This window comes from Burkholderia savannae (assembly GCF_001524445.2).
GTDB classification, from domain to species: Bacteria; Pseudomonadota; Gammaproteobacteria; order Burkholderiales; family Burkholderiaceae; genus Burkholderia; species Burkholderia savannae.
Genome location: NZ_CP013418.1, coordinates 888,044 through 915,039, shown reverse-complemented (window position 1 = coordinate 915,039; position 26,996 = coordinate 888,044). Strand labels below are relative to the sequence as shown.

The 26,996-nt window shown below is 68.3% G+C and carries 22 protein-coding genes; 8 read left to right on the top strand and 14 right to left on the bottom strand.

The window, feature by feature from the left end; genetic code table 11:
- Window positions 1-363: 363 nt before the first annotated feature.
- Window positions 364-1,386 (top strand): delta(1)-pyrroline-2-carboxylate reductase family protein, encoded by a 1,023-nt coding sequence (locus tag WS78_RS24995; protein WP_059582477.1) that lies wholly within the window; start codon window positions 364-366, stop codon window positions 1,384-1,386.
- Here WS78_RS24995 and WS78_RS24990 read toward each other — a convergent pair.
- Window positions 1,358-2,203, bottom strand: a complete 846-nt coding sequence (locus WS78_RS24990) for an alpha/beta hydrolase (RefSeq protein WP_038746957.1) — start codon at window positions 2,201-2,203, stop codon at window positions 1,358-1,360. The genes WS78_RS24995 and WS78_RS24990 overlap by 29 nt on opposite strands.
- A gap of 64 nt (window positions 2,204-2,267) precedes the next feature.
- Window positions 2,268-3,416: an OpgC domain-containing protein gene (locus tag WS78_RS24985; protein ID WP_038746955.1), complete on the bottom strand. Its 1,149-nt coding sequence runs from the start codon at window positions 3,414-3,416 to the stop codon at window positions 2,268-2,270.
- A 443-nt stretch (window positions 3,417-3,859) separates the two neighbouring features.
- Here WS78_RS24985 and WS78_RS24970 point away from each other — a divergent pair, with 443 nt between their 5' ends.
- Window positions 3,860-5,014 carry a porin gene (locus tag WS78_RS24970; RefSeq protein WP_038746952.1) on the top strand — a complete coding sequence of 385 codons (1,155 nt, stop codon included), beginning with the start codon at window positions 3,860-3,862 and terminating at the stop codon, window positions 5,012-5,014.
- Window positions 5,015-5,730: 716 nt separating this feature from the next.
- Here WS78_RS24970 and WS78_RS24965 read toward each other — a convergent pair.
- Both WS78_RS24965 and WS78_RS36295 read right to left on the bottom strand, forming a co-directional pair.
- A complete protein-coding gene (locus tag WS78_RS24965) occupies window positions 5,731-6,642 on the bottom strand; it encodes a LysR substrate-binding domain-containing protein (RefSeq protein ID WP_059582472.1) in 912 nt (303 codons plus the stop codon).
- Between the two features lie 189 nt (window positions 6,643-6,831).
- Complete coding sequence (locus tag WS78_RS36295; RefSeq protein WP_156437559.1) at window positions 6,832-7,179, bottom strand: hypothetical protein; 348 nt, start codon at window positions 7,177-7,179, stop codon at window positions 6,832-6,834.
- 55 nt (window positions 7,180-7,234) lie between these two features.
- On the opposite strand from WS78_RS36295, the gene WS78_RS24960 reads away from it, so the two are divergent.
- The 3 genes from WS78_RS24960 to WS78_RS24945 all read left to right on the top strand — a co-directional run bounded on the left by WS78_RS24960 (window position 7,235) and on the right by WS78_RS24945 (window position 10,940).
- Window positions 7,235-8,224: a peptidoglycan DD-metalloendopeptidase family protein gene (locus WS78_RS24960; RefSeq protein WP_442854951.1), complete on the top strand. Its 990-nt coding sequence runs from the start codon at window positions 7,235-7,237 to the stop codon at window positions 8,222-8,224.
- A gap of 209 nt (window positions 8,225-8,433) precedes the next feature.
- On the top strand, window positions 8,434-9,321 hold the full coding sequence (gene blaPEN-bpc / locus WS78_RS24955; protein WP_038746943.1) for a PEN family class A beta-lactamase, Bpc-type: 888 nt from the start codon (window positions 8,434-8,436) through the stop codon (window positions 9,319-9,321).
- 746 nt (window positions 9,322-10,067) lie between these two features.
- Window positions 10,068-10,940 carry a LysR substrate-binding domain-containing protein gene (locus WS78_RS24945; protein ID WP_059582464.1) on the top strand — a complete coding sequence of 291 codons (873 nt, stop codon included), beginning with the start codon at window positions 10,068-10,070 and terminating at the stop codon, window positions 10,938-10,940.
- 141 nt (window positions 10,941-11,081) lie between these two features.
- On the opposite strand, the gene WS78_RS24940 is transcribed toward WS78_RS24945, so the two are convergent.
- From WS78_RS24940 to WS78_RS37795, 9 genes are all read right to left on the bottom strand, one after another.
- Complete coding sequence (locus WS78_RS24940; RefSeq protein WP_059582461.1) at window positions 11,082-11,420, bottom strand: type 1 fimbrial protein; 339 nt, start codon at window positions 11,418-11,420, stop codon at window positions 11,082-11,084.
- A 629-nt stretch (window positions 11,421-12,049) separates the two neighbouring features.
- Window positions 12,050-12,817 carry an ABC transporter ATP-binding protein gene (locus tag WS78_RS24930; RefSeq protein ID WP_186448620.1) on the bottom strand — a complete coding sequence of 256 codons (768 nt, stop codon included), beginning with the start codon at window positions 12,815-12,817 and terminating at the stop codon, window positions 12,050-12,052.
- Complete coding sequence (locus tag WS78_RS24925) at window positions 12,814-13,695, bottom strand: ABC transporter ATP-binding protein (RefSeq protein ID WP_038746931.1); 882 nt, start codon at window positions 13,693-13,695, stop codon at window positions 12,814-12,816. The genes WS78_RS24930 and WS78_RS24925 overlap by 4 nt, the downstream gene beginning before the upstream one ends.
- Before the next feature lies 1 nt (window position 13,696).
- A complete protein-coding gene (gene nikC / locus WS78_RS24920) occupies window positions 13,697-14,638 on the bottom strand; it encodes a nickel transporter permease (RefSeq protein WP_038746928.1) in 942 nt (313 codons plus the stop codon).
- A 43-nt stretch (window positions 14,639-14,681) separates the two neighbouring features.
- Window positions 14,682-15,752: an ABC transporter permease gene (locus WS78_RS24915; RefSeq protein WP_059582567.1), complete on the bottom strand. Its 1,071-nt coding sequence runs from the start codon at window positions 15,750-15,752 to the stop codon at window positions 14,682-14,684.
- Window positions 15,753-15,772: 20 nt separating this feature from the next.
- Window positions 15,773-17,374 carry an ABC transporter substrate-binding protein gene (locus WS78_RS24910; protein WP_059582460.1) on the bottom strand — a complete coding sequence of 534 codons (1,602 nt, stop codon included), beginning with the start codon at window positions 17,372-17,374 and terminating at the stop codon, window positions 15,773-15,775.
- 121 nt (window positions 17,375-17,495) lie between these two features.
- Window positions 17,496-18,065 carry a D-alanyl-D-alanine dipeptidase gene (gene ddpX / locus WS78_RS24905; protein WP_059582564.1) on the bottom strand — a complete coding sequence of 190 codons (570 nt, stop codon included), beginning with the start codon at window positions 18,063-18,065 and terminating at the stop codon, window positions 17,496-17,498.
- A 20-nt stretch (window positions 18,066-18,085) separates the two neighbouring features.
- The gene (gene sapR, locus WS78_RS24900; protein WP_059582455.1) at window positions 18,086-18,976 is read right to left on the bottom strand and encodes a sap1 transcriptional regulator SapR; all 891 of its coding nucleotides are present in this window, start codon (window positions 18,974-18,976) and stop codon (window positions 18,086-18,088) included.
- 226 nt (window positions 18,977-19,202) lie between these two features.
- Complete coding sequence (locus WS78_RS37795; protein WP_226377339.1) at window positions 19,203-19,628, bottom strand: hypothetical protein; 426 nt, start codon at window positions 19,626-19,628, stop codon at window positions 19,203-19,205.
- Here WS78_RS37795 and WS78_RS24895 point away from each other — a divergent pair.
- A complete protein-coding gene (locus WS78_RS24895; protein ID WP_226377320.1) occupies window positions 19,516-22,845 on the top strand; it encodes an autotransporter domain-containing protein in 3,330 nt (1,109 codons plus the stop codon). The genes WS78_RS37795 and WS78_RS24895 overlap by 113 nt on opposite strands.
- Window positions 22,846-22,988: 143 nt before the next feature.
- The gene (locus WS78_RS24890; RefSeq protein ID WP_059582446.1) at window positions 22,989-23,603 is read left to right on the top strand and encodes a 2OG-Fe(II) oxygenase; all 615 of its coding nucleotides are present in this window, start codon (window positions 22,989-22,991) and stop codon (window positions 23,601-23,603) included.
- A 215-nt stretch (window positions 23,604-23,818) separates the two neighbouring features.
- Here WS78_RS24890 and WS78_RS24885 read toward each other — a convergent pair whose 3' ends face one another.
- Window positions 23,819-25,408, bottom strand: coding sequence for an ABC transporter substrate-binding protein (locus WS78_RS24885; RefSeq protein ID WP_038746912.1), 1,590 nt, complete (start codon window positions 25,406-25,408; stop codon window positions 23,819-23,821).
- A 284-nt stretch (window positions 25,409-25,692) separates the two neighbouring features.
- On the opposite strand from WS78_RS24885, the gene WS78_RS24875 reads away from it, so the two are divergent.
- On the top strand, window positions 25,693-26,949 hold the full coding sequence (locus WS78_RS24875) for an oxalate decarboxylase family bicupin (protein WP_038746910.1): 1,257 nt from the start codon (window positions 25,693-25,695) through the stop codon (window positions 26,947-26,949).
- The last annotated feature ends 47 nt before the right edge of the window (window positions 26,950-26,996 follow it).

Genomic DNA, 26,996 nt, shown 5'->3' with positions numbered 1-26,996 from the left:
ATGCTGATGTTTCGGGGTTGGGCGTTCGGCGATTTGTCGATTCGGAGATGCGTGATTCCGGGTTTGGAGTTTGGAGCTCGGAGATTCAGGGGCTAGGGGGGCGAGGCGCCGAGGCGAATCGCCGAATCATTGAACCGACGCCGACGCATCGACGAAGCCGGGAACGCCGACGTCGACGACACGAAACGCGAAGTCGGATAGCAGCACCGAAACGCACATGGGAACTCGAAGTGCGCGAAGCCCCGAAGCCCCGAAGCCCCGAAGCCCCGAAGCCCCGAAGCCCCGAAGCCCCGAAGCCCCGAAGCCCCGAAGCCCCGAAGAAGCAAAGCCTCCGACTCCGAAGCCCCTTCGAGAGGACAAACGATGACGACAGCGGTTTTCGACGCGGCGCAGACGGCGCGCCTCACGCCGTTCGCCGAGCTGGTCGACGCATTGCGCACCGCGGCGCTCGACGCGGCCGACGGCCGGATCGCGAGCCCCGCGCGGCTCGTCGTGCCGCTCAACGAAGGCGGCGCGATGCTGTCGATGCCCGCGTCGGCGAGCGATCTCGCGATCCACAAGCTCGTGACCGTGTGTCCGCGCAATCGCGGCGGCGATTTGCCGACGATCCAGGGGCAGGTGAGCGTCTTCGAGCCGACGACGGGCGAGCCGCTCTTCGCGCTCGACGGCCCGACCGTCACGGGCCGCCGCACGGCCGCGGTCACGCTGCTCGCGATCCGCACGTTCCTGCGCGCCGCGCCGCGCGACGTGCTGCTCATCGGCACCGGCACGCAGGCCGCGCACCACGTCGACGCGCTCGCCGCGCTGTTTCCCGGCTTGCGCGTGCGCGTGAAGGCGCGAACGGCCGCGCAGGCCGCGGCGTTCTGCGCGCGTCTGCGAGCGGTGTTGCCGACGCTCGAGCCGTTCGAGCCGTCCGAGCCGCTCGACGGCGATACGTTGCCCGACACGCTCGACGCAGTCATCACGTCGACGACGAGCGCCACGCCCGTCTACGACGAGGCGGCGCGAGCGGGGAGGCTCGTCGTCGGCGTCGGCGCGTTCACGCCCGACGCGGCCGAGGTCGGCGCGCGGACGATCGCGGGCAGCGCGCTCTACGTCGACGATCCGGCGGGCGCGCGCCACGAAGCGGGCGACCTGATCGTCGCGGGCGTCGACTGGACGCGTGTGCGCTCGCTTGCCGACGCGCTGCGCGCAAAGGAGCAAACGTACGCGACCGCGTCCGCGACCGCATCAGCTTCGAAATCGACACCGACACCGACACCGACACCGACACCGAGCGAGCCGTTGCAAGGCACCCCGGTCTTCTTCAAGAGCGTCGGCTGCGCGGCCTGGGATCTCGCCGCGTGCCGCGTCGCGCTCATTTCACGCACTCGAGCGTGTACTTGAGCGCAGGCGCGATCAGGCGGCGCCACACGTCCCACGTGTGCGCGCCGTCGACGATCCGCAGCGCGGCCGGATTCTGCGCGCGCCGCAGGCTCGTGTAGAGCACGCTCGACTCGGCCTGGATCGACAGATCGTCGTCGCCGGCGGCGATGAACATCCGCAGCCGCAGTGGCTGCGCGAAGTAGCTGCGCCACAGCGCCGGGTAGTTGAGCTCGTGCCAGACCTTCGGGTCGAACTGCTTGTCGCCGAACACGCCGACGTAACGCGCGGCCGAGCCCGTGGGCGGCTCGTTCGCGTAGACGGCCGGGCTCAGCAGCATCGCGCCGCAGAAGCGCTCCGGCTCGAGGAACGCGAAACGCAGCGCGCCGAAGCCGCCCATCGACACGCCGCCGATCGCGCGTCCCGCGCGCTGGTTCGACACCGCGTAATGCGCTTCGACGTCGGGCATCAGATCGTCGAGAAACGCGCTCTGCATCTTTTCCTTGCGGTCGACGTACCAGTCGGTGCCGCCTTGCGGCATCACGATCACGACGGGCGGAATGTCCCGGCGCTCGATCAGCGCGTCGGCGGTGAGTTGCAGGCGGCCCTGCGTGATCCAGTCGTTCGCGTTGCCGGCGTTGCCGTGCAGCAGATACAGCACCGGATAGCGCGCGCCTTCCGGGTTGTAGCCCGCGGGCAGGTAGACGGTGTAGGACCAGTCACGGTGCAGCGCTTGCGAGCGGAACGTGCGGGTGACGATGCTGCTGGCGGGCGCCGCGTGCGCGGCGAGATGGAGCGCGGCGGCGAGCAGCGCGGCGAGAGGCAAGACGAATCGGCGCATGACGGCGTAATGGGAATGGGCGCCGATATGCTAGCAGCAGCGAATGACGGCCGTATGCGGATTTTCAGCGCCGCGGGCGGCGCAGCGGCAGCCGGGGCGGCCGCTGCGGGAGCCGCCATTGCCTGACGAACTCGGACGCCCGCGCGACGAGCGGCGCGTACAGCTTCGCGACGACGTACAGCAGGCCGACTGCGGCGGCGTCGGCGACGAGGCCGAGCGGCACGTTCAGATAACCGTCCGTCGCCGCGTACAGCAGCGAATCGACGAGCAGCGAGATGCCCGTGCCCGCGACGAAGCAGAGCAGGCCTTGGCGGCCGATCGTGCCGATCCACGGCATCGCCTGCGCGATCCGATGCATCCAGCCGAGGTGGACGAGCTTCGCGGCGAGCCACGCGATCGCGATGAAATTCGCGAGCCGCAGCACGCCGAGATTCTGCTTGATCGACGGATCGGCCGGGAACGGTTCGATGCGCAGCCGGTAGTACGCGCCGGCCGCGACCACCACGATCGCGGCCGCGGTCGCGAACCAGCCTACGGGCCGCCGCGCGAGCACCGGGTAGATCGGCTGGCAGCGCGCGACGATGCCGAGCAGGAACAGGAACTGCCATGCGAACGGATTGAAGTCCCAGGGCACGCCGTCGACGGTCGGCAGATAGCCGGCGATCTTGCGCGCCGCGAGCCACAGCGCGGCGCTGGCGGCGACGAGCAGCCACCACCAGCGGCTGCGCGCGACGGGCAGCGCGAGCGGCACGAGCAGCGCGAAGAACGCGTACATCGGCAACACCGACGCGAGATACGGCTGGCGCCGTAGCAGCAGGATGTCGCGCAGCGCGGCGAGCGGCGCGTGCATCAGCCCGTCGAGATCGTTGGTCGGCATGTTCGGCGCGTCGATCGCGAACGCGTTGAGCATCGCGGTGATGAAAAGCATCAGGCCGGCCGTGAACAGGAACGCGCGATAGATTTCGAACGCGCGCTTGATGAAACGCTGGCGCGCGGCGGACTCGGTGTGGCGCGCGGCGAGCGAGTTGTACGCGATCGCGGTCGCGAAGCCGCCGAGGAACACGAACACTTCGGCCGCGTCGCAGAGCGCGTAGGCGTGCAGCGTGACGCGCGACAGCATGCTGCCGCCGATATGGTCGACGACGATGATGAGCAGCACGAGACCGCGAAAAAAGTCGAGCTCGGCGTAACGTTGGGCTGGCGCGGCGTTCATGCGGCGTCGCGGGCGCGCGGCGACGCGCGGCGGACGCGGTGCGTGGCTCGAACGGCGAAAACGGGGGCGGACAAATGGCGCATGGTGGGGGGCGGCACGCTACATGATCGGATTCAGACAACGATGCTCGCGCATTGTGCCATCGATGGCGAGGGTTACGGGTTTACGCGAAGTTACGGACGAGTCTGACGAATTCCCGACACGGCAGTTGGCAATACGCAACGAAATGTAAAAAAGTGATGCACCAACATGGACGTTGCATTTTTTGCATGACAGTATTTCCCCCAGTGCAGCAATCCCGAGGCGTCGGCCGTACGAGGCGGGATGCGCCCGAGATGCCCCCCGAAATGAAACGCCCCGAAAGGGGGCGCCGAAACGTCACATGCGTCGTGGCGGCTTCGCATGTGCGAGGCCGCCGAACACAAGGTCTGGAGATATCGATAATGAAAAAGCAAGCCATTTCCGCCGCCGCACTGCTCGCGTTCGCCGCGCCGGTCTTCGCTCAAAGCAGTGTCACGCTGTACGGCGTGATCGACGAGGGCTTCAACTACACGAGCAACGTGAACGTCAACGGCATCGGCAAGAGCAACTACCAGCTCGCGAGCGGCTTCGCGCAAGGCAGCCGCTGGGGCCTGCGCGGCTCGGAAGACCTGGGCGGCGGCCTGAAGGCGATCTTCACGCTGGAAAACGGCTTCGACCTGAATAGCGGCAAGCTCGGCCAGGGCAGCCGGATGTTCGGCCGCCAGGCGTTCGTCGGCCTGTCGCACACGCAATTCGGCTCGCTGACGCTCGGCCGTCAGTACGATTCGGTCGTCGACTACCTCGCGCCGCTGACCGCGAACGGCAACTGGGGCGGCACGCTGTTCTCGCACCCGTTCGACAACGACAACACGGACAACTCCTTCCGTGTGAACAACACGATCAAGTATGCGAGCCCGGACTGGAACGGCCTGCAAGTCGGCGGCACGTACAGCTTCAGCAACGCGACCGGCTTCTCGAACAACCGTCAGTACAGCATCGGCGCCGCTTATACGCTGGGCGGCCTGCAACTCGCCGCCGCATATCTGCAGGCGAACAACCCGGGCAAGACGGCGGGCGGCGCGATCGCGGACAACGACGCGAACTTCACGGCCGATCGCCTGCGTATCTTCGGCGGCGGCGTCAACTACACGTTCGGCCCGGCGACGGTCGGCTTCGTGTACACGAAGGCGGACATCAAGAATCCGGTCTCGACGGTGTATCTGCCGTCGTCGACGTTCACGGGCCTCGGCCTGACCGCGACGAAGTTCCAGAACTTCGAAATCAACGGCAAGTACCAGCTGACGCCGGCGCTCTTCATCGGCGCGCAGTACGTGTATACGGACGGCAAGTTCGACGCGGCCGCGGGCACCGCGAAGCCGAAGTACCACACCGTCGGCCTGATGGCGGACTACAACCTGTCGAAGCGCACCGACGTCTATCTGCAGGGCGCATGGCAGAAGGTCGCGGGCGACAAGACGGGCACCATCGCGGACGGCGGCTATGTCGTCGGCACGGACGGCCCGTCGGCGTCGGCGAACCAGTTCGCGGTCCGCGCGGCGATCCGCCACAAGTTCTGATCGCACCGGCCGAGCGGGCGGCGCGCGATCGATCGACGTGCCGCCGCCGGCCGGTTCAAATTGGAGTTTTGCATTCAGCCGGCTCGTTCGGGCCGGCTGAACGGCTTTATCGATCAGGCGGGGACGGCTGCATCGCCTGATGCGTGGGTTTTGCTTTTGCGTGCGCGGCCGGCGCGAAACGGCCCGATGTGTGCCGTCGCGGGGGCGTTTCAATCGATGTTTCGCGACATCGCCGACGCTCGGGGCCGCCGAGCCTCACTTCGTTTTCCTCCATTTCCTCCTGATTGACGGCAGGCGCGTGCGCCATGCGGGACGCGCGTCGGCGGGCTGTCGCCTCGCCGTGTATCCGGCTGTTCGCTGACGCTCGAAGCGGCGTGCGACGACCGTAATACGACCCGCCCGTCGGGGCCTGCCTTGTCCATCTCGAGCGACTGCCGATCCAGTGCAGGCCGATTCGAGAATCGAGTGATTTGGCCGACGCGTCAGGTTTGCGTTTGCTGCGCGACGCAGATCAATCGCAGCGCGTATGCGCCGTTCATGTCCGCCTGCGAATTCGGATCGTGCGTATCGGAATTGAAATGCTCGCGTCGACTCGCTGCGCACAGCGGTCGATCTGTTGGTTCGACTCGAACGAGCGGCCGCCGACCGACGCACCGCGGCCGAACCGCCTATCCGCCTATCCACCTATCCACCTATCCACCTATCCGCCGCCGAGCTCAAGCCGCGCACGACTCGTTCTTGCCCGGATCATGCGCGAGAAATGCGATGAAGTCGCGCGTGTACTTGGGCAATTCGTCGAAGCTGCGCGCGCAGATCGTCAGCCGGCGGTGCGCCCACGGATCGGTGAGCTCGATCAGGCGGATCTGCATCGTCTGCTGCGCGCGCAGCGCCGCGTGGCGCGACACGATGCCGATCCCGACGCCGCGCTCGATCAGCCGGCAGATCGCGTCGAAGCTCTTCAACTGGACGCGGTAGTCGATCCGTTTGCCAAGCGCCTTCGCCTGCTCGGAGAGGTGGACCTGCAGCGCGCTGCCGTCCGTCATGCCGATGAAGTCCGCGTCGACGAGCTCGGCGAACGCGACCCGCTCGCGCGCGGCGAGCGGGTGGTCGACCGCCGCGACGGCGATCAGCCAGTCCTCGCGAAACGGCATCTGCTCGAGCCCGTCGAGCCCGACCGAATCGGCGACGATCCCGAAATCCGCGGTCTTGCCGCGGATCGCATGAACGATCTCCTGGCTCGACCGCTCCTCGACGCTCACCGACAGCTTCGGGTGACGCGGCAGGTATTCGGCGAGCGCGTCGGGCAGATATTCGCTGAGCGCGGCGGTGTTGCTGAGGAGGCGGATGTGGCCGCGCAGCCCGGCGCCGAACTGTTGCAGTTCGCCGCGCATATGGTCGATCTGTTGCAGGACGACGCGCGCATGGTGCTCGAGCGCGCGGCCGGCTTCGGTCGCGCGCGTGCCGCGCTTCGCGCGCTGCAAAAGCGGCACGCCGAGCTCTTCCTCCATGCCGCGGATGCGCTCGCTCGCGGATTGCAGCGTCATGTGCGCGCGCTCGGCGCCGCCCGTGATGCTGCCGGCCTCGCAGACGTGCAGGAAAAGTCGCAGATCGGTCAAGTCGAATCGCATGGAGCTTGCTTGCGTTGTCGTTGTAATGGCCGATACGGTAACAGGATTGCGGGGCGCCGCGTTCAGGCGGTGCCTGAGGCCCGCTTCGCCGGTTCCGCATTTTCGTGCGACGAATTGCCGCGCATCATGTCCACTCGTTCGTCGGCCCGGAGGCGCGCATGGGTAGCAACCCGTCTTGGCAGTTGGCGTTCAAGATCGCATTGCACATCTTCTTTCTCTGTTGCGGCATCGCTTTCGCGTTTTCGACGCTGAGCGTGCAGTACCTGTGACGCGCGTGACCGAGGCCGGCGCGGCGCGCGAATTCATCATGCGGCGCGCCGGGCCGCGGTTGTGCGAGCCGTCGAGCGGCGTGCCTGAAAACGCGATCGATCGGCGGAAATGGGCTTGGATCGCCTGTTTTTGCGCGCTGAACATGTATTTTTCGCTCGGCGTCAAAAGAGGGTTCGTGTCGCCGCGCCGGCGAATTATTTCGTTCGCCGTGAGACTCGATCGATTCAATTCCAGCATCGGCAATGCTCGCTGCGATTTTGTCATCATTCTTGCATCCGGTTACACGCGCTTCCGGCGATTTTTGAGATGCTCGAAAAATTCCATGACCGGAGTTGTCTCGAGCATGAGCAAGAGCGAGATCGACCGCAGTGTCGCGTGGCTGTCCGGCGTGGCGGCAGCGCTCGTGGTCGCGGGCTGCGCGACCACGTCGCCCGTCGCGCCCACCGATACGCTCGCCGGCGCGGCCGCGTCGTCGGCGAGCGCCGCGCAGGCGGCGTCCGCGCCGCAGCCCGGCGATGCGGCGCAGCATCAGGACACGGCAGCCGCGCCGGCGCCCGTCGTGACACGCTACGTCGTGAAGCGCGGCGATACGCTATCCGCGATCGCGCAAGCGAATGGGTGCACCGTGCGCGATCTGCAAACCTGGAATCGCCTCGGGCGCCGGACCCGGATCGCCATCGGACAAACGCTGCGGATCGCGCCGCCCGGCGCGGAAAACGCGGCCGCTTCGCAGGCGGCGAGCGGTGCCGATGCCGCGCGTGCGCCCGGCAATGCCGCCGACGCCGCTCGCGCAGCCGATGCGGCGAGCAGCGCGGGCGCGGCGCCCGCCGGCGGCGCGACCTCGGCCGGCGCGCCGCAGCCTGCTTCGGCGCCCGAAAGCGCCGCGGATCGCGCGGCGGACCGTCGCGTGGTCCAGGAAACGAAGCGCCACGCGCAGTCGATCGCGCTCGCGTGGCCGGCGAAGGGCGCGATCGTCGAAACCTTCCAGCCCGGCCGCAATCGCGGCATCCGGATTGCCGGACATGCGGGCGACCCCGTGCGCGCGGCGGCGTCCGGCCGCGTGATGTACGCGGGCACGGGCTTGAACGGCTACGGCACGCTGATCCTCGTCCAGCACAACGCGGATTTCCTGACCGCATATGCGCACAACCGCAAGGTGCTCGTGAAGACGGGCGACGTTGTTCAGCAGGGCGAACAGATCGCCGAAATGGGCACGGGCGACGGCGCGCGCGCGGGGATGCTGTTCGAAGTCCGGCGCGACGGCAAGCCGGTCAATCCGATGCAGTATCTGCCGGGCCGGCAGCAGGGATAGCGGCCGGGCACGCCGGGGGCAAGCGAACGGAAGTGGGGCGGCGAGCGGGCCGCGAGCGCGCGTCGCCGTACGCGTGGGCGAGCACGGGACGGCCACAATTTCACACGGATTCGTGCGACGAGAACTGATACGCTCGTGGGCCGCGAGATCGCGGGCGCGAGTGCCGCGCGGCCCGATCCGCTTCTGTTCAATCTTCTCGCTATCCGCTTATGAACCATTCTCCGTTGCGCCGTTCGCTGCTCGCCGCGGCCGTCTCTGTGCCGCTCGTCGGCGCATGCGCGCCGCTGCGCGGCGATTCGAACGGCGTTACCGCCGCCGAGCGGCAATTGCGCGAACTCGAGTCGACGTTCGACGGTCGCCTCGGCTTCGTCGCGCTCGATACCGCGACGGGTACGCGCATCGCGTATCGCGCCGACGAGCGCTTCCCGTTTTGCAGCACGTTCAAGACGATGCTGTCGGCCGCGATCCTCGCGCGCAGCGCGGGCGACGCCGAGTTGCTGCAGCGCCGGGTCCGTTACACGAAGCGCGACCTCGTCAACTATTCGCCGATCACCGAGAAGCATGTCGGCAAAGGCATGACCATCGCCGAGCTGTGCGCGGCGACGCTCCAGTACAGCGACAACACCGCGGCGAACCTGTTGATCGCGCTGCTCGGCGGTCCGCAGGCCGTCACCGCGTACGCGCGCTCGATCGGCGACACGACGTTCCGCCTCGATCGCCGCGAGACCGAGCTGAACACGGCGATTCCCGGCGACGAGCGCGACACGACGACGCCCGCCGCGATGGCCGCGAGCGTGCGTCGGCTGCTCGTCGGCGACGCGCTCGGCGCCGCGCAGCGCGCGCAGCTCGATGCGTGGATGCTCGGCAACAAGACGGGCGACGCGCGGATTCGCGCGGGCGTGCCGGCCGACTGGCGCGTCGCCGACAAGACCGGCACGGGCGACTACGGAACGGGCAACGACATCGGCGTCGCATATCCGCCGAACCGCGCGCCGATCGTGTTCGTCGTCTACACGACGATGCGCGAGAAGAACGCGCAGGCGCGCAGCGACGTGATCGCTTCGGCGGCGCGCATCGCCGCGCGGGCGTTTGCCTGACGGCGTCGCGGAGCAAGCCGTTTCGGCATGCTCGACGTGAACCGCCCGGCGGCCTGCGCGGCGCATGCGGCTGGGTGGTTGCGCCGGGCGGCGCGGGGCCGATGCGCCGGCGAATGTGCGGGGTGCGGGCGAATTCGGCGCTCGATGCATGGATCGGCGCGGCGTTGATGGCCGCGCGCCGTGGCGCTGCAGCGATGCAGTCCGCCGGACTGCGCGCGTCATGAGGCCGCCCGGTAGAGGCGTGGTAGATGCTGCGCGTGTGCTGCGGGCGGCGCGGGTCGGCATCGGCGCATGTCGAATGCGGGCGCGCCGCGCACCGGCCGCCGGTTCGCCGTCGACATCGAATCGACAATACGAAGCGCGAAGCGCGTTCGCCGCTTCGGGCGGACAGCGCGGCATGCTTGTCGCCCGTCTCGCGCTTCATGACGCTGACGCCGATAATCGTCTGTCATAACGGCGCGATGTCGACGCGATTTCCGCATGATTTCGACGTGAGTTCGGCGCGAACGATATGCGAGTCGGCGACGCGCGAATCGCTCCGATGAGGCTCGCCGCAATGGCCGCCTCGGCGGGCTCGGCGCGCACCGAGCCGTTTCGCCGGACGCGTCGCGCAACGGCATGCGGCGTCCATGCTCGCGCAACAGCCGCATTTCGCTTATCGTGACGGCTCGCCCGCAGGCATCGCTCGTCGAATCGCCCGCGCGTCTCCGAATCGCCGAGTTACTTCAGTCCAGCCGTCGACCGCCATGCGCCGCCTCCCGCCCTTGAATGCCCTGCAGATCTTCGCGACGGTCGCGCGCCATCGCAGCTTCACGCGTACAGCCGAAGCGCTGTGCGTGACGCAAGGGGCGATCAGCCGCCAGATCCAGTCGCTCGAAGCGCATTACGGCTTCCCGCTCTTCATGCGCCACGCGCGCGGGCTCACGTTGACGGCGGAGGGCGAGCAACTGCTGCCCGTCGTCGTCGAGAGCTTCGCGCGGATCGAGGACATTTCGTTGAGGCTCACGCGGCAGCGCACCGATCTCGCGCTGAAGGTGCCGACTTGCGTGATGCGCTGGGTGCTGCCGCGCATCATGCGCTTTCAGCGCGAGCATCCGGATTTGCACGTGCAGATGACGACGACATGGCGGCACGACGTCGATTTCAAGAGCGAGCCGTTCGACGCGGCGATCGTCTATGGGATGTCGCCCGGCCCGGACGTGACGGCCGTGCCGCTCTTCGACGAGCGGCTCACGCCCGTATGCTCGCCGGAGCTGCTGAAGGACAAGCCGCTCGCGGGCGTCGACGATCTCGCGGGCCACACGCTGCTGCATCCGACGCGCGATCATCGAGACTGGCGCCGCTGGCTGGACTATGCGGGCGTGACCGGCGTGGACCCGGACCGCGGGCCGAGCTTCGATTCGCTCGATCTCGCGACGAGCGCCGCGACGCAAGGCTTCGGCGTCGCGCTGGGCGACCTCACGCTGAGCGAAGAGGATCTCGCCGCACGGCGGCTCGCGATGCCGCTCGACATCGTGCAGAAGACGGGCGCGCGCTACTACTTCGTCTATCCGGACAGCGTCGCGCAACAGCAGAAGATCCAGCGTTTCAGCGCATGGCTCGACGCGAATCGCGACTGACGAGACAGGGTGTCGGGTTCGATGGCGGTCGTGTCGTTTGACCGATGGAGAACGTCGTGCGCCGAGTGCTGAACACCGAACACCGCATGCTGCCGCGTGCCGCAATCCGCGCAACGGCGAACACTCGTTTCGCGCGGGCCGCTACAGATACGACACGACGGCGACGATGCGCGACGTTTCGCCGGGCCGCCCCGCGGGCAGCGGAATCGCGCGCGACTGCTCGGTGAACTTCACCGTGCGCAGCGCGGCGCCGCTTTGAGGATCGACGAACGTGACGTCGCCTTTGGCCGGACGTGGGCAGGCGGGCTGCAGTTGCGCTTGCGCGCCGGCGCCGCTCGTGATCGAGAACGAGCACGGCGGCTCGACGATCATGCCGCTGAAGCGGATGATCCCCCCGGTCTGCTGGGCGTGGGCTGCGGAGGAAAGCGCAAACATCGACACGGCCAACAGGCTGGACGCAATGAGCGATGAACGTTGCATAGAGTGCTCCACGCGAATGGGCGCTGCGCAACGTTCCGAACGGCGTGCTGCGGATACGCTGCGAAGCTAATTGCGTAAACGGCAGTGCATGCGAAAACTTGATGCGGACGGATTAGAAGGTTGCGTCGACAACGAACGGCTCGGCATCGCTCGAACGACGCCGACGCTTTTAAGATAGAAGCGTCGCGCCGCGAATGCAAGGCGGCATGCGGGCGGGCCCGGGGGGCGTGGGTGCATCGGTGATGCGAGGGCCGCGATGGCGCGTCGGCGCGCTGCGTCGAACGGACGCATGCGGACGCGTCGTTAGCGGTGCGACGTATTGGGTGCGCGTTCGTGACAGAGACGGTTTCGCGCGATGCCGGTCGATCGGGTCACGGATCACGGACCACGGACCACGGCTGCCGCATCGGGCGTGACGGCGGCACGTTGCGCCGAGCGTCGTGTGCCGCGCCGCACGAGTCGGGAACGCATCAAGCGAGCATCGTCAACGTGCCGAACAACGCGAGATCCTCGTGCCTGGCGGAGTGCGGGCGACGGCGAATCACCTGAAGCAGACAATCGGCGAAGCAATGCGCGGCGTGCCGCCCGCGCACGAGCGCCGCCGAGGGTCGGCGCAACCCGCTCGCCCGTCAACCCGCTCGCCGATAGCCTTGCGTCGCGCGCAGCAACGTTCGCGTGTACTCGGAACCGACGCGCGCCGCGCGCACGTCCTCGATTCCGAGCTGTTCGACGAGCGCGCCGTCGCGCATCACCGCGACGCGGCTGCACAGGAACCCGACGACCGCGAGATTGTGGCTGACGAGCATCATCGTCAGCCCGCGTTCACGATGCAGCCGCTTCAGCAGATTCAGGATCTCCGCCTGCACCGATACGTCGAGCGCCGACGTCGGCTCGTCGAGCAGCAGCACGCGCGGCTCGACGATCAGCGCACGCGCGATCGCGACGCGCTGCCGCTGGCCGCCCGACAATTGATGCGGATAGCGAAAGCGGAACGCGGGGCCGAGCCCGACCTCGGCGAGCGCGCGCGCGATCCGCTCGTCCGCATCCGGCATCCGGTGGATCGCGAGCGGTTCGCGCAGCGTTTCGTCGACGGTGAAGCGCGGATGCAGCGATGCGTAGGGGTCCTGAAACACCATCTGCACGTCGCGGCGGAATGCGCGGTCGAGCTTGCCCTCGATCGGGCGCGCGTCGATCGACAGCGCGCCGCCCGCGAGCGGCACGAGGCCCGTCAGCGCGCGCAGCAGCGTCGATTTGCCGGAGCCGGATTCGCCGACGAGCCCGAACGCCTCGCCCGCGGCGACGGCGAGATTCGCGCCGCGCACCGCGTCCACGTGGCCGGTGCGGGTTGGAAAGCGGATCGACGCGTCGCGGATGTCGATCATCGGTGCGCCGCTCATCGTGCCGCCTCCGCAAGCCACGCGGGATCGCGCTCGAGCACCGGCAACTCGTCGGGCGGATTCACGAGCGGCGGCGTCGCGGCGAGCAGGCCGCGCGTATATGGATGCGACGCGCGGGCGAGATCGCGCGCCGCGCACGTCTCGACGACGCGCCCCGCGTACATCACCGCGACGCGATCGCAGAACGACGTGACGAGCTGCAGGTCGTGGCTGATGAACACGAGGCCCGTGCGATGGCGCGCGATCATGTCGTCGAGCACCGCGAGCACCTGCATCGACACCGCGACGTCGAGCGCGGACGTCGGCTCGTCGGCGACGAGCAGGCGCGGGCCCGTCGACACCATCATCGCGATCATCACGCGCTGGCCCATCCCGCCCGACAGCTCGTGCGGATACGCGTCGGCGACGCGCGCCGGATCGCGAATCTCGACCGACGCGAGCGTGCCGACGATCCGCTCGCGCAGCGCGCGGCCGCGCAGGCCGGGCTCGCGCAGCCGGAACGCCTCGGCCATTTGCTTGCCGACCGTCATCACGGGGTTCAGCGAATATTTAGGATCTTGAAGGATCATGCCCATCGCGCCGCCGCACAGCGTGCGCCGCTCGCGGGCGTTGAGCGCGAGCAGGTCGCGGCCGTCGAAGCGCAGCGCCTTCGCGCGCCATTGCGCGGCGGCGGGCAGCAGGCCGAGCAGCGCGCGGCCCGTCAGCGACTTGCCGGAGCCGGATTCGCCGACGACGCCGAGCCGCTCGCCCGGCGCGAGCGAAAGCGACAGGTCGCGCACGGCTTCGACGAGCGTGCCGTCGTGCGTGCGAAAGCCGATCCGAAGACCTTCGATTTCGCAGAGCGGCGGCGTGTTCGGAGAACCGGGGCGAGCGGACATGTCAGGCTCCATGGCGCGGATCGAAGACGTCGCGCAGACCGTCGCCGAGCAGGTTGAACGCGATGCTGACGATGAGGATCGCCGCGCCCGGCAGTGTCGCGACCCACCAGGCGTCGAGCAGCACGTTGCGGCCCGACGCGACCATGAAGCCCCATTCCGGGCTCGGCGGCTGCGCGCCCAGCCCGAGAAAGCCCAAGCCCGCGACGGTCAGGATGATGCCGGCCATGTCGAGCGTCGCGCGCACGATCACCGACGACAGGCAAAGGGGCGCCACGTAGCGCAGCACGATGCGCAGATCGGATGCGCCTTGCAGGCGCGCCGCGTGGATGAAGTCCGCGTTCGCGATGCGCAGCGTCTCCGCGCGCGCGAGCCGCGCGTACGCGGGCCACGCGGTGATCGAGATCGCGACGACCGCGTTGACGACGCTCGGCCCGAGCGCGGCCGCGAACGCGAGCGCGAGCACGATCTTCGGGAACGCGAGCGCGATGTCGGTGATCCGCATCAGCGCGCTGTCGACGAAGCCGCCGCAGTAGCCGGCGGTCGTGCCGATCGCGAGCCCGATCGGCACGACGATCGCGACGACGAGGATCGCGATGCCGAGCGTGACGCGCGAGCCGGCGACGAGGCGCGAGAGGATGTCGCGGCCGAGCTGATCGGTGCCGAGCCAGTGCGACGGCGAGCCGGGCGGCAGCAGCCGGTCGGCGAGCACCTGGCGTAGCGGATCGTGCGGCGCGACGAGCGGCGCGACGATCGCGATCGCGACGAGCGCGGCGAGGATCGCGAGCCCGAAGAGGTTCAGCGGATTGCCGGCAAAGCGGCGCCAACGGCGGTAGGCGAGGCCGAGCGTCGCCTGCCGGCGCGACGCCGGCGCGTCGGACAGGAGCCACGCGCGCAGCGTCGGCGCGGCGGGATTCGGCGTGGAGCGGTGGGGTGAAGCGTTCATGTGTGCGTGTTCGTGGCGGAAACGGTCGGATGCGCGCGGCGGGTCAGCGGGCGCGCGGGTCGAACACGCGGTAGAGCGCGTCCGTCAGCAGATTGATCGTGATGAACATGATCCCGATCACGAGCGTGCAGCCGAGCACCGCGTTCATGTCGGCGTTCAGCAGCGCGCCCGTCAGAGACGAGCCGATGCCGGGCCACGCGAACACGATCTCGGTGAGCACGGAGCCTTCGAGCAGGTTGCTGTACGTGAGCGCGATCACGGTCAGAAGCGGCACCGCGATGTTGCCGAACGCGTGCCGCCAGATCACGCGGCGCTCGGCGAGCCCCTTCGCGCGCGCGGTGACGATGTATTCCTGGCTCAGTTGATCGAGCATGAACGAGCGCGTCATCCGGCTCAGGTAGGCGACCGAGTAGTAGCCGAGGATCGCCGCGGGCAGCGCGATGTGCGACAGCGCGTTGCCGAACACGTCCCATTCGCCGGCGAGCGCCGAATCGATCAGCAGGCTGCCCGTGCGCGTGTCGACCATGCCGTCGTAGACGGGATCGAGCCGTCCCGGCCCCGCGACCCAGTGCAGCCGCGCGTAGAACAGCAGCAGCCCCATCAGCCCGAGCCAGAACACCGGCACCGAGCTGCCGATCAGCCCGACGAAGCGCGCGACATGATCGATCGGCCGGTTGTGCCTGACGGCCGCCGCGACGCCGAGCGGCACGCCGAGCGCGACGCCGATCAGCGTCGCGAGCGTCGCGAGCTCGAGCGTCGCGGGAAACACGCGCTTGATGTCGTCGAGCACCGGGTTCGAGGTCAGCAGCGACATGCCGAGATTGCCGTGCAGCACCTCGCGCACGTAGATCATGAACTGCGCGGCAAGCGGCTTGTCGAGCCCGAGCGCGATGCGCTCGGCCGCGTAGGCTTGCGCCGACGCGCGGTCGCCGAGCACGGCGAGCACCGGATCGATCGGCACCTTGCGGCCGATCACGAACGTGAGCGCGAGGAGCCCGGCGAACGTCACGGCGAGCGTGAGCGCCCAGCGCAGGACGCGCAGCGCCCAGCGCACGCCGGGCCGCCGCGCGGGCAGCGTGCGGAGCGCTTCGAGGGAGGAGGCGGGTGTCGACATGTCGTGGTTCCGGTGCGGCGTCACTGCTTCTTCAGATTACGATACGACACGAGGTCGCTGATCGGGCCGACTTCGAGGCCGCTCACGCCGGGCCGCGTCGCGACCTGCGCGACTTTCTCGAACAGGATCACGAACGGCGATTTCGCGAGCACCTCCTTCTGCATCGCCTGATACGACTGCGCGCGCTTCGCTGCGGACGGTTCCGCGAGCGCCGCGTCGGTTTGCGCGGTGAGCCGCGGGATGTTCCAGCCGTTGCGCCACGCGAGCATCTTGTAGCTGGACTGATCGGAATCGTCCGGGTTCCATGCGAAGCCTTGCGCGTTGCTGTGCGGATCGATGTAATCCGCAGACCAATCGCCGATGTAGATATCGTGCTGGCGCGCGCGGTACTTCGCGAGCGTCTGCTTGTTGTCGCCCGGAATCAACTGCACCTTGACGCCCGCCTGCGCGAAGTTCGCCTGAACGGCCTGCGCGATTTCGGTGTACGGATAGTCGTTGCGCACGTCCATCGTCACAGTGAAGCCGTTCGGCACGCCTGCCTTCGCGAGCAGCGCCTTCGCCTTCGCGACGTCGAGCCGGTACGGATTCGCGTTCAGCGTGCCGAGAAAGCCCTCCGGCATGAACGTCTGATGGACTTTGTACGTCGTCTTCACGACGTGGCTCTGGATTGCGCTGTAGTCGACGAGCCATTTCAGCGCTTCCTGCACGTCGGGTTTCGCGAGCGTCGGGTTCTTCGTGTTCAGGCCGAGGTACAGCAGCGTCGCTTGCGGCGACGGCGTCACCTTCGCCTTGCCGCTCTTCGCGACGGCCGCGAGATCGTCCGGGCTCAGGTCGCGTGCCGCGTCGACGTCGCCGCTTTCGAGCAGGAGCCGCTGGCTCGCCGCCTCCGGCACGTGCCGCAGCACGATCCGCTTCATCGCGAGCGGCAGCCGGTAGCCGTCGTAGCGCTGCAGCACGATGCTGTCGCCCGCCGTCCACTTGACGAGCCGGTACGCGCCCGAGCCGGCCTCGCGGGTCTTCAGCCAGCCGTTGCCGAAGTCGCTGCCCTGCTGGTGCGCGAGCAGCAGCTTCTTGTCGACGATCGACGCGAGCCACGAGCCGAGCACGTTCAGCACGAAGGTCGGCGCGTACTTGCGGTCGGTCGTCACGGACACCGTCACGTCGTCGAGCTTCTGCACGTTCGCGAGCGCGTTCGCCTTCGTGAGGCCGATGCCCGCGAGCACCGCGGCCGGCCCCTTGTCGAGCAGCACCGCGCGCCGGATCGACCAGGCGACGTCGTCGGCCGTCACCGGATTGCCCGAGTGGAACTTGAGGCCGGCGCGCAGCTTGAACGTGAACGTGAGGCCGTCCGGGCTCACGGTCCACGACTGGGCGGCGTCGCCGTTGAACTTCGACGGATCGGCGAGATCGACCCGCACGAGCCGGTCGTATGTGTTCGCGACGTATTCCTGCGGCACCAGCTCGTAGATTTCGCCCGGGTCGAGCGAGATGAATTCGTCGAGCAGCGTGGCCATCACGAACATGTCCTTCGGGGGCGCAGCGCGCGCGTCGAGCGCCGGGACGGCGGCGAACGCGCAGGCAGCGGCGAGCGCCACGGCGAGCTTGGGCATCGAGAGTTTCATACGCGCTCCATGGGGCAGGGATTCGAGGTGAGGGCGGCGGCTCCGGCGCGGGGGCGGGCCGCGTCGCGCGCCGCATGCGCTTCGCATGTATCGCATGTATCGCATGTATCGCGGGCGGGCGTCACATCAACCGCCACGGCGCGCTCGCGTCGTCATGGATCAGCGGCAGCGCGCGCGAGCCCGGCAGCTCGTCATGCCACCACTCGCTCGCGATGTGCGTGAAGCCCGCCGCGTGCATCACGCCGAGCAGCAGCAGCCGGTTGCGTTGCACGGGCTCGGGCAGGCCGTCGTGAAAGTGGTTCGACGCGGCGACCATCTCGTCGAAGCCCGTGCCCATGTCGAGCGCGGCGCCGTTCGCGTCGACGAGCGTCAGGTCGAGCGCGGCGCCGCGGCTGTGGTTCGAGCCGCGGCCGCGATCGGCGACGAAGTTCGGATCGGGCAGGAAGTCCCACAGCACCTGCTGCGCGCGCGGCGGCCGGTACGCGTCGAAGATTCGCAGCCGCAGGCCGATCTGCGCGGCGACCGCGACCGCGCGGCGCAGCGCGGCTTCGGCCGGCTCGAGCAGCAGGCAGTGCGAGCGCCGGTAGATCGGCTTGCCGGTGAGGTTGCGGCAGGTCGCGTAGACGAGATCGATGTCGACGCCGTGCGTGTCCGGCGTGATCTCGACGAGGCGATGGGCGGAGGTCTTCACGGGCGGCGTCTCCGGCGGCTTCAAGATTCGAATTGATCGAGCGCGCGCTGCAGTTCGCGGTTGCGCGCGACGCGCGCGTCGATTGCATCGCCGAGCCGGTCGACGACCGCGCTGATCAGCAGGTTGAACAGGCACGTGAGCGGCGCGAGCGAATCCCAGAACTGGCCGACGTCGGTTTTCACCTGAAGCAGATCGCACGGCAGCTCGCGCGCCCACGGGCAGTAGACGTCGGTGACGAGCGCGAAGCGCACGCCGCGCGCGGCGGCGGCCTCGCAATAGCGCCGCGCGATCCGCGAATACGCGCGCGTGTCGGTGACGATGCAGTACCGATCGGCGAATTCGGAGTTCAGCGAATCGACGTACGAGCCCGACATGCCGTCCGAATAGAACACGCGCGGGCGCAGGTATTCGAGATAGCTGTGGAAGGCGTTGCTGATCCCGCGCGTCGACTGGATGCCGAGGATGAACACCGCGTCGGCCCGCGCGACGCGATCGGCGACCTGCGCGAACGCCGGCGTGCGCGCGAGCCGGTACGCATGGCGGATCGCGTCGAGCTCGCGCGCGAGCGCGTCGTCGAGCGGGGCGTGCGCGCCGTCCGGCGCCGCGCGCGCGCTTGCCGGCGCGAACGCGCCCGTCACGCGGCGGTATTCGTCGAGGCGGTCGGTGATCATCCACGAGCGCTCGGCCGTGCCGCGCAGCTCGCGCTTCAGGTCGTCGAGGTTGCGGTAGCCGACGCTGCGCAGGAAGCGTCCGACCGAGATGCCGCTCGTGCCGGCCTGGCGGGCGATCTGGTCCGCGGTTTCGAGGCCGAGCCGCTCGAGGTTCGCGAGCATGTAGCTCGCGATGCGTTTCGCCGTGGGCGTGAGCTCGGCAAAACGTGCTTCGACGGTCTGGACGAAGGCGGGGGGCATGGATGCGCTGTTAATTAGCTGTCGAAATTGATAGACATGACATTTATCTAACAAAAACAAAATAACGCGCGCCACATCAAAAAATCTATCGAATCCGTATATTCATAGTGCTCTATTATCGGCGACCCGAATCCGACGCGATGAATCGCCATGCGAAGTATTGCGCAGATGATTTTGTTCGTGTCTCATTTCTATTGCATTACTGAACATTACATTGAAATTAAAATCATCGCCCGTTTAATCGTTTTTCCGTGAAGGAATAAGCGGAGCGGCGATGCCGGTTCGGCGCGGTGAACAATTGGCCATGGGCGCGCGCCGCGCCGGATTGGGCCGCTGCGGCGACAAGGCCGGTCGTCGCATGGCCCGGCATGCGTGCGAAGAGAGCGAGGCGGCGCAATTGCGCCGCCAATAAATAAAAAGGAGAAAACCGATGATCCATATTGGCAGGAAGAATAAATTGAAAATCGAGGAGAAACCGAATGGCCCGGCGTAAAAATTCGAAAACGATGAAGCGCGCCGGGTCGAAGCTGCTGGTCCCGGTGGTCGTCGCGGCCGCCGCGGCCGTTGCCCGCCCAGGTTGGGCGCAGGCCGAGCCATACGAGGACCCGGGCCGGCGCGGCGATCCGGCGAGCTGGCGCACGCCGGAATTCACGAAGGAATGGGGGCTCGGCGCGATGCACGCAGAGTACGCGTACGCGGCCGGCTACACCGGCGCGAACGTCTCGATCGGCGTGCTGGACTCCGGCTATTACGCGCAGCATCCGGAGCTGCCCGGCAGCCGGTTCGTTCCCGTGACGGCGGCGGGCGTCTCCGGCGTGCTGAACCCGAGCAACAACAGCCACGGCACGCTCGTGAGCGGCGTCGTCGGCGGGGCGCGCGACGGCGTCGGCATGCAAGGCGTCGCGCCGGACGCGACGGTGTACGTCGGCAACACGAACGCGACGGACGGCTTCCGGTTCGGCGTGTCCGATCCGAAGTTCCCCGCGTCGGACGCGAAGTACTTCGCCGACGTCTACGACGCGCTCGCCGCGAAGGGCGTGCGCATCATCAGCAACAGCTGGGGCTCGCAGCCGGTCGACGAGAATTACGGCACGCTCGCGAACGTCACCGACGCATACAAGCTGCACGAGGCGGTGCGCACCGCCACCGGCCAGGGAACGTGGCTCGACGCGGCGGCGAAGGTGTCGCGCGACGGCGTGATCAACAACTTCAGCTCGGGCAACACCGGCTACGGGAACGCGAGCCTGCGCGGCGCGTATGCGTACTTCCATCCGGAGCTCGAAGGGCGCTGGATGACGACGACGGGCTACGACGAGTTGAGCGGCCAGGTCTACAACCAGTGCGGGATAGCGAAATGGTGGTGCGTGATGGCGCCGACGGGCGTGCCGTCGACGACGTACACGGGCGGCGCGGCGGCGCCGACGGGCGCGACCTATGCGAACTTCAACGGCACGTCGGCGGCCGCGCCGCACGCGTCGGCGGCGCTCGCGCTGATCATGGAGCGGTTTCCGTACATGACGGGCGAGCAGGCGCTGTCCGTGCTGTTTACGACCGCGCAGAACATGGAGCCGGACCCGAGCCGGCCGGACTACACGAACAACGGGCTGTTCTCGACCGTGCATCCGGCGAAGCCGGGCGCGTCGAACGTGCCGAACGGGTTCGGCGGCTGGGGGCTGGTCGACTTGAAGAAGGCGATGAACGGGCCGGGCCAGTTGCTCGGCACGTTCAATGCGGCGCTGCCGTCGGGCGTCGCGGACGTGTGGTCGAACGACATCTCCGACGTCGCGCTCGCCGCGCGCAAGCTGGAGGACGACGCCGAACATCGGGCATGGCTCGACACGCTGAAGACGAAGGGGTGGGAGCGCGGGCTGCCCGCCGGCGCGAGCGATGGCGAGAGGATCGACTATGCGCTCGGGGTCGCGCGCGAGGCGGCGTATCAGGCGCGTGAGTATCAGGGCAGCCTCGTGAAGTCGGGCGGCGGCACGCTGACGCTCGCGGGCGCGAACACCTATCGCGGGCACACGACCGTCGACGGCGGCGAATTGAGGATCGACGGATCGATCGCGGCGGGCGCCGTCGTCAATCCGGCGGGCCGGCTCACGGTGAACGGCCGCGCGGCCGACATCGCGGTCAACGGCGGCGTCGCGACGATCGCGGGGACGAGCGCGAACCTGTCGGTGGACCGGCAGGGGCAGGCGGCCGTGACGGGCACGACGGCGGACGTGCGCGTCGCGAGCGGCTTTGCGTCGCTCGGCGGCACGAGCGGCAATGTCGCGGTGGGCGCGCTCGGCGTCGCGGCGATCACGGGCCGCACCGCCGACGTGTCGGTCGACGGCGGCCGGGCGTCGCTCGACGGCGCGAGCGGCGACGTGTCGGTCGGCAACGGCGGGATCGTGAACGGCAACGGCACGGTGCGCACGCTCACGGCCGCGGCCAACGGCACTGTCGCGCCCGGCCATTCGGTCGGTGTGCTGACGGTGTCGGGCGACGCGCGCTTCGCGCCGGGCTCGACCTATGCGGTCGAGGTGGCGCCGGGCGGCGCGAGCGACCGGATCGTCGCGGGCGGCCGCGCGCGGATCGACGGCGGCGCGGTGACGCTCGCGCTCGAGAACGCGCCGCCTGCGCTCACGCCGGAGCAGTCGCGCTCGGTGCTCGGGCGTCGCTTCGAGATCCTGAATGCGGCGGGCGGCGTCGAAGGCCGTTTCGACGCGCCGGGCCGCTATCTGTTCGTCGATCCGGTGCTGGCTTATGGGCCGACGAGCGTAAGCCTCACGATCGATCGCAATGCGACGCCGTTCGCGAGCGTCGCGCGCACCGCCAACGAGCGCAGCGTCGCCGCCGCGCTCGAGACGGTGAATCCGGGCAGCGCCGTCTACAACAGCGTGCTGCTCGCGGCGTCGGCGCAAGCGCCGCAGGCGACGTTCGCGCAACTGACGGGCGAGATCTACCCGGCCGCCTATGCGGCGCTCATCAACGAGAGCCGACAGGTGCGCGACGCGGCGCTCGACCGGCTGTGGACGGTGCGGGGCGCGCCGGCTCGCCCGGGTGCGTGGGCGCGCCTGCTCGGCTCGTGGGGCAGCGCGAGCGGCAGCGGCGACGTCAACGGCTATACGAGCTCGACGGGCGGCTTCCTCGCCGGCGCGGACGCGGCGCTGCGCGACGGCGTGCGCGCGGGCGGCTTCGCCGGCTACGGTCACACCGGCGTGAACCTGAGGAATCAGCCGTCGTCCGCGTCGTTCGACAGCTTCCACGTCGGCGCGTATGCGGGCTGGCAGCCGGGCGCATTCGGCGTGCGCGTCGGCGCGGCGCACGCGTGGCACCGCGGCGGCGTCGACCGCGCCGTGCAATACGGCGCGGCGGCCGAGAGCGAGACGACGACGCTCAACGCCGAGTCGACGCAAGTGTTCGGCGAAGCCGGCTACCGATTCGCGCTCGGCGCCGCCGGGACGCTCGAGCCTTTCTTCGGCCTCGCGTACGTGCATCTGAAGAATCAGGGGACGACCGAAACCGGCGGCGCGGCGGCGCTGCGCGTTCTGGAAGGCAATCACGACGTGACGTTCTCGACGCTCGGCGTGCGCGGCGAGACGCGCGTCGGCCTGACGCCGCGGCTGCAACTGACGCTGCAAGGCAGTGCCGGATGGCAGCACGCGCTGACGGGCGGCCAGCCGGTCGGCTCGCTCGCGTTTGTGACGGGAAGCAGCGCGTTCTCCGTGTCGAGCGTGCCGGTCGCGAAGGATGCGGCGGTGCTGAACCTCGGCGCGGGGCTCGAGCTCGGCAAGAACGGGCTGCTGCGCATCGGTTACGCCGGGTCGCTCGCGAGCCGTCAATCGGAGCATGCGGTGCAAGGCAGCCTGCACTGGAAGTTCTGACGCGCGCGGCGCGGGGGACGGCCGGCCCGCGTTCCGCGCGTCGTGCATCAGGCATCAGGCATCAGGCATCAGGCGGCGCGTGCGCGGCAGCTTCGGCGGCGCGCGCGTCGCATCGAGCCGTCATCGACATTCACGGAGACACGATGGACATTTCAACTCCGCCGCGCGCGCCGCACGCGTGGCAGGACATCACGATCGTCGACGATCTGCTGCCGCCGCGCGAGCACGCGGAGATCTACCGGTTTCTGTCGACGGGCGAGTGGCGTCACGGCTGGCGCTCGCACGGCGGCGCGGATACGCAGCCTTTCTGGAACCGGCATTTCGCGGGTGCGACGGACCCCGCGCAGCCGCATGTCGGGCCGGGTGCCGCCGACGAGCTGGCGCGCGCCGCGCCGCCGCTGCACGCGTGCTGGCGGCGGCTCGCGCAGACGCACCTGAAGCAGCACGCGCTGCGGAGCTGCTACGCGAACGGTCTGCCGTACGGCGCCGACGGTTCGGTGCATGCGGATTCGCTCGCCGCAGGCGCGTGCACGGCGGTCTATTATCCGCACGAGCATTGGAACCCCGATTGGGGCGGCGAGACGGTCCTCTTCAACAAGGACCGCAGCGACATCCTGAGCGCCGTGTATCCGAAGCCGAACCGGCTGCTGATCTTTCCGGGCTTCGTCTATCACGTCGCGCGGGGCGTGTCGCGCGCATGTCCGACGATGCGCATCACGCTGATGTTCAAGACGCAGTGGCTGCCGCCGCGCACGTGACGCGCGCGCGCGGGTTTCGCGGCGCGGCGGCGAACGCATGCGCCGCCGCGAGCGGGCCGCGGTTTCCCGGCAGGACTGACACGCGGGGCGATGCGATGCCGGATGTCGAGACCGGCGACGATCGCGACGTCGTGACGTCGTGACGTCGTGACGGAGCGCGGCAACGCGGGCATACGGGCATACGGCCGCACGGGCATGCGCGCGCGCCGACGTCGCTACTTCTTCAGCGTCTGATACGACACGAGATCGTTGATCGGCCCGATCTCCGGCCCGGTGACGCCCGGCCGCGTCGCGACCTGCACGACCTTCTCGAACATGATCACGAACGGCGAATTCGCGAGCACCGCCTTCTGCAGCGCCTGATATTCCTGCGCGCGCTTCGCGGTCGACGGCTCGGCGAGCGCGGCGTCGGTCTTCGCGGTCAGCTCCGGCACGTCCCAGCCGTTGCGCCATGCGAGCAGCTTGTGCGTTGCGTTGTCCGAATTGTCGGGATTCCAGGCGAAGCCGCGCGCGTTGCTGTTCGGGTCCATGTAATCCGGCGACCATTCGCCGATGAAGATGTCGTGCTGGCGCGCGCGGTACTTGCCGATCGCCTGCTTCGCGTCGCCCGGGATCAGCTTCACCTTGATTCCGCCCTGCGCGAAATTCGCCTGCAGCGCCTGCGCGATCTCGACGTACGGGTAATCGTTCGGCATGTCCATCGACACCGCGAAGCCGTTCGGCAGCCCGGCCTTCGCGAGCAGCGCCTTCGCCTTCGCGACGTTCTGCCTGTACGGATTCGCGTTCAGCGCGCCGAGGAAGCCGTCCGGCAGGAAGGTCTGATGCACCTTGTACGTCGTCCTGACGATGCCGCGCTGGATGCCGTCGTAATCGACGAGCCACTTCATCGCCTCCTGCACCTCGGGCTTCGCGAGATTCGGATTCCTCGTGTTCAGGCTCAGATACAGCAGCGCGGACACGGGCCATGACGCAACCTTGATCTTGCCCGCCTTCGACAGCGCGTCGAGGCTGTCGGGGCTCAGGTTGCGCGCGGCGTCGACGTCGCCGTTCTCGAGCAGCAGGCGCTGCGCGGACGCTTCGGGCACGTGCCGCAGCACGATGCGCTTCATCGGATAAGGCGTGCGATAGCCGTCGAAGCGTTGCAGCACGAGGCTCTCGTTCGGCGTCCACTTGACGAGCCGGTACGGGCCCGAGCCCGCGTCCGCGTTCTTCAGCCACGCATTGCCGAAGTCGCCGTTCTTCTCGTGCGCGAGCAGCAGCTTCTTGTCGACGATCGACGCCGGATCGGCGCTCAGCACGTTCAGCACGAAGCTCGGCGCGTACTTGCGCTCGGTCTGGATCGATACGGTCATGTCGTCGATCTTCTTCACCTTCTGCGCGACGTTGTCCTTCGTGAGGCCGAGGTCCGCGAGCACGCCGGCCGGGCCCTTGTCGAGCAGCACCGTGCGCTGCAGCGACCACGCGACGTCGTCGGCCGTCACCGGATTGCCCGAGTGGAACTTCAGGCCGGCGCGCAGCTTGAACGTGTAGGTGGTGCCGTCGGCGCCGACGCTCCACGACTGCGCGATCTTGCCTTCGAACTTCGACGGATCGCGCAGATCGACGCGCACGAGCCGTTCATATGCATTCGCGACGTATTCGGACGGCACGAGCTCGTAGATCTCGCTCGGATCGAGCGTCGTGAACTCGCCGAGCTGCGTCGCGATCACGAAGATGCCGGGCGGGGTGGCGGCGTGCGCGCAGAACGCGGGGGCCAGCGCGACGAGCGCGGCGCTCGCCGCGAGCTTGGACAGCAAGTGCTTCATCGAGACTCCGTCGGTAAGGGTGTCGAGCCCGATTCTCTCATTGTCGGGCGTGTTTCAGAAACCTCGGCGGCCGGGATGCCGCGGAGCGGCAACCGCCGCCGCGCGGCCGTCCGAATATTACAAACTTAAAGGGAATCAGATTAATTCATCGGTTCAGGTTAACAAGTCATTTAATTTTTTTTATTATTTGTATTTAACTTGCATGGCGGGATGTCGATTTAAATAAAGTCGAATCGATATTCCGTGGCATTCATTTTTTTGTTAAGACGATCGAAGAGGTGAACATGACGAACCTGTCCCGACGCAAGATGCTCGCCAATACGGCCGGCGCGCTCGCCGCAGCCGGCATCGCGGTTTCCGCGAAGGCCGCTTCGTTCGGCAATCCGGACAGCCCGCCCGAGGGCGCGGTGAATGCGCGCAATTCGCAGAGCCTGACCGATCCCGGGCCGAAAAATCCGGCGCTGATGAAGGAATTTCCGTCTATTCAGAATCCGCCGGCCACCGATATCAACGGAATGCCGATTTTCTGGGCGTCATTCAATAATTCGCACAAGCGAATTCAGAACGGCGGCTGGGCGCGCGAAGTCACGCAGGACGATTTCGCGATTTCCGAAACGATCTCCGGCGTCAACATGCGGCTCACGCGCGGCGGCATTCGCGAGATGCACTGGCACCAGCAGGCCGAATGGGCGTTCATGCTCGACGGCCGCTGCCGGATCACCGTGCTCGACGAGGAAGGGCGACCGTCCGTGCAGGACGTGAAGGCGGGCGACCTCTGGTATTTCCCGCCCGGGCTGCCGCACTCGCTGCAGGGGCTCGGCGTAGACGGCGCCGAATTCCTGCTCGCGTTCGACAACGGGCGCGCGTCCGAATTCAACACGCTGCTGGTGACGGACTGGATCGCCCACACGCCGCCCGACGTGCTCGCGCTGAACTTCGGCGTGCCCGCCGGTGCGTTCTCGAACATTCCGCTCGACGACCTGTGGATCTTCCAGGGCGACGATCCGGGGCCGCTTGCCGACGCGCAGCGGGCGTCGGCTTCGTCGCGCGGCGCGCCGAGGCATCCGTTCATCTTCTCGATGGGCGACATGAAGCCGAACGTGCAGACGCGCGGCGGCGAGGTGCGGATCGTCGACAGCGCGAACTTCGACGTGTCGAGGACGATCGCCGCCGCGCTCGTCACGGTGAAGCCGGGCGGCATGCGCGAGTTGCACTGGCATCCGAACGCGGACGAGTGGCAGTACTACATCCGGGGCGAGGCGCGGATGACGGTGTTCGACACGGGCCCGAAGGCGCAGACGGCCGATTTCCGCGCGGGCGACGTCGGCTATGTGAAGAAGAGCCTCGGCCACTACGTGCAGAACACGGGCGCGACCGATCTCGTGTTCCTCGAGATCTTCAAGGCCGACCGCTACGCGGAAGTGTCGTTGTCCGACTGGCTCGCGCACACGCCGCCGAAGCTCGTCGAGGCGCATCTGAACGTCGCGCCCGACGTGATCGCGCGCTTTCCGCGCAACCGGCCGGACGTGGTGCCGGCGTAAGCGCGGCGCCGGCCGCGCCGCGCGGTCGTGGGGCGGGCGGGTCTCGT

Coding starts and splice junctions, on each gene's coding strand:
- WS78_RS24890 (WP_059582446.1), top strand. CDS start 22,989: ATGGACATTTCAACTCCGCCGCGCGCGCCGCACGCGTGGCAGGACATC.
- WS78_RS24940 (WP_059582461.1), bottom strand. CDS start 11,420: ATGCAACGTTCATCGCTCATTGCGTCCAGCCTGTTGGCCGTGTCGATG.
- WS78_RS24990 (WP_038746957.1), bottom strand. CDS start 2,203: ATGCGCCGATTCGTCTTGCCTCTCGCCGCGCTGCTCGCCGCCGCGCTC.
- WS78_RS24875 (WP_038746910.1), top strand. CDS start 25,693: ATGACGAACCTGTCCCGACGCAAGATGCTCGCCAATACGGCCGGCGCG.
- WS78_RS24930 (WP_186448620.1), bottom strand. CDS start 12,817: ATGAGCGGCGCACCGATGATCGACATCCGCGACGCGTCGATCCGCTTT.
- sapR (WP_059582455.1), bottom strand. CDS start 18,976: ATGCCCCCCGCCTTCGTCCAGACCGTCGAAGCACGTTTTGCCGAGCTC.
- WS78_RS24910 (WP_059582460.1), bottom strand. CDS start 17,374: ATGAAACTCTCGATGCCCAAGCTCGCCGTGGCGCTCGCCGCTGCCTGC.
- WS78_RS36295 (WP_156437559.1), bottom strand. CDS start 7,179: ATGATGACAAAATCGCAGCGAGCATTGCCGATGCTGGAATTGAATCGA.
- WS78_RS24915 (WP_059582567.1), bottom strand. CDS start 15,752: ATGTCGACACCCGCCTCCTCCCTCGAAGCGCTCCGCACGCTGCCCGCG.
- nikC (WP_038746928.1), bottom strand. CDS start 14,638: ATGAACGCTTCACCCCACCGCTCCACGCCGAATCCCGCCGCGCCGACG.
- WS78_RS24945 (WP_059582464.1), top strand. CDS start 10,068: ATGCGCCGCCTCCCGCCCTTGAATGCCCTGCAGATCTTCGCGACGGTC.
- WS78_RS24995 (WP_059582477.1), top strand. CDS start 364: ATGACGACAGCGGTTTTCGACGCGGCGCAGACGGCGCGCCTCACGCCG.
- WS78_RS24965 (WP_059582472.1), bottom strand. CDS start 6,642: ATGCGATTCGACTTGACCGATCTGCGACTTTTCCTGCACGTCTGCGAG.
- WS78_RS24985 (WP_038746955.1), bottom strand. CDS start 3,416: ATGAACGCCGCGCCAGCCCAACGTTACGCCGAGCTCGACTTTTTTCGC.
- WS78_RS24925 (WP_038746931.1), bottom strand. CDS start 13,695: ATGTCCGCTCGCCCCGGTTCTCCGAACACGCCGCCGCTCTGCGAAATC.
- WS78_RS24885 (WP_038746912.1), bottom strand. CDS start 25,408: ATGAAGCACTTGCTGTCCAAGCTCGCGGCGAGCGCCGCGCTCGTCGCG.
- WS78_RS24960 (WP_442854951.1), top strand. CDS start 7,235: ATGACCGGAGTTGTCTCGAGCATGAGCAAGAGCGAGATCGACCGCAGT.
- WS78_RS24970 (WP_038746952.1), top strand. CDS start 3,860: ATGAAAAAGCAAGCCATTTCCGCCGCCGCACTGCTCGCGTTCGCCGCG.
- blaPEN-bpc (WP_038746943.1), top strand. CDS start 8,434: ATGAACCATTCTCCGTTGCGCCGTTCGCTGCTCGCCGCGGCCGTCTCT.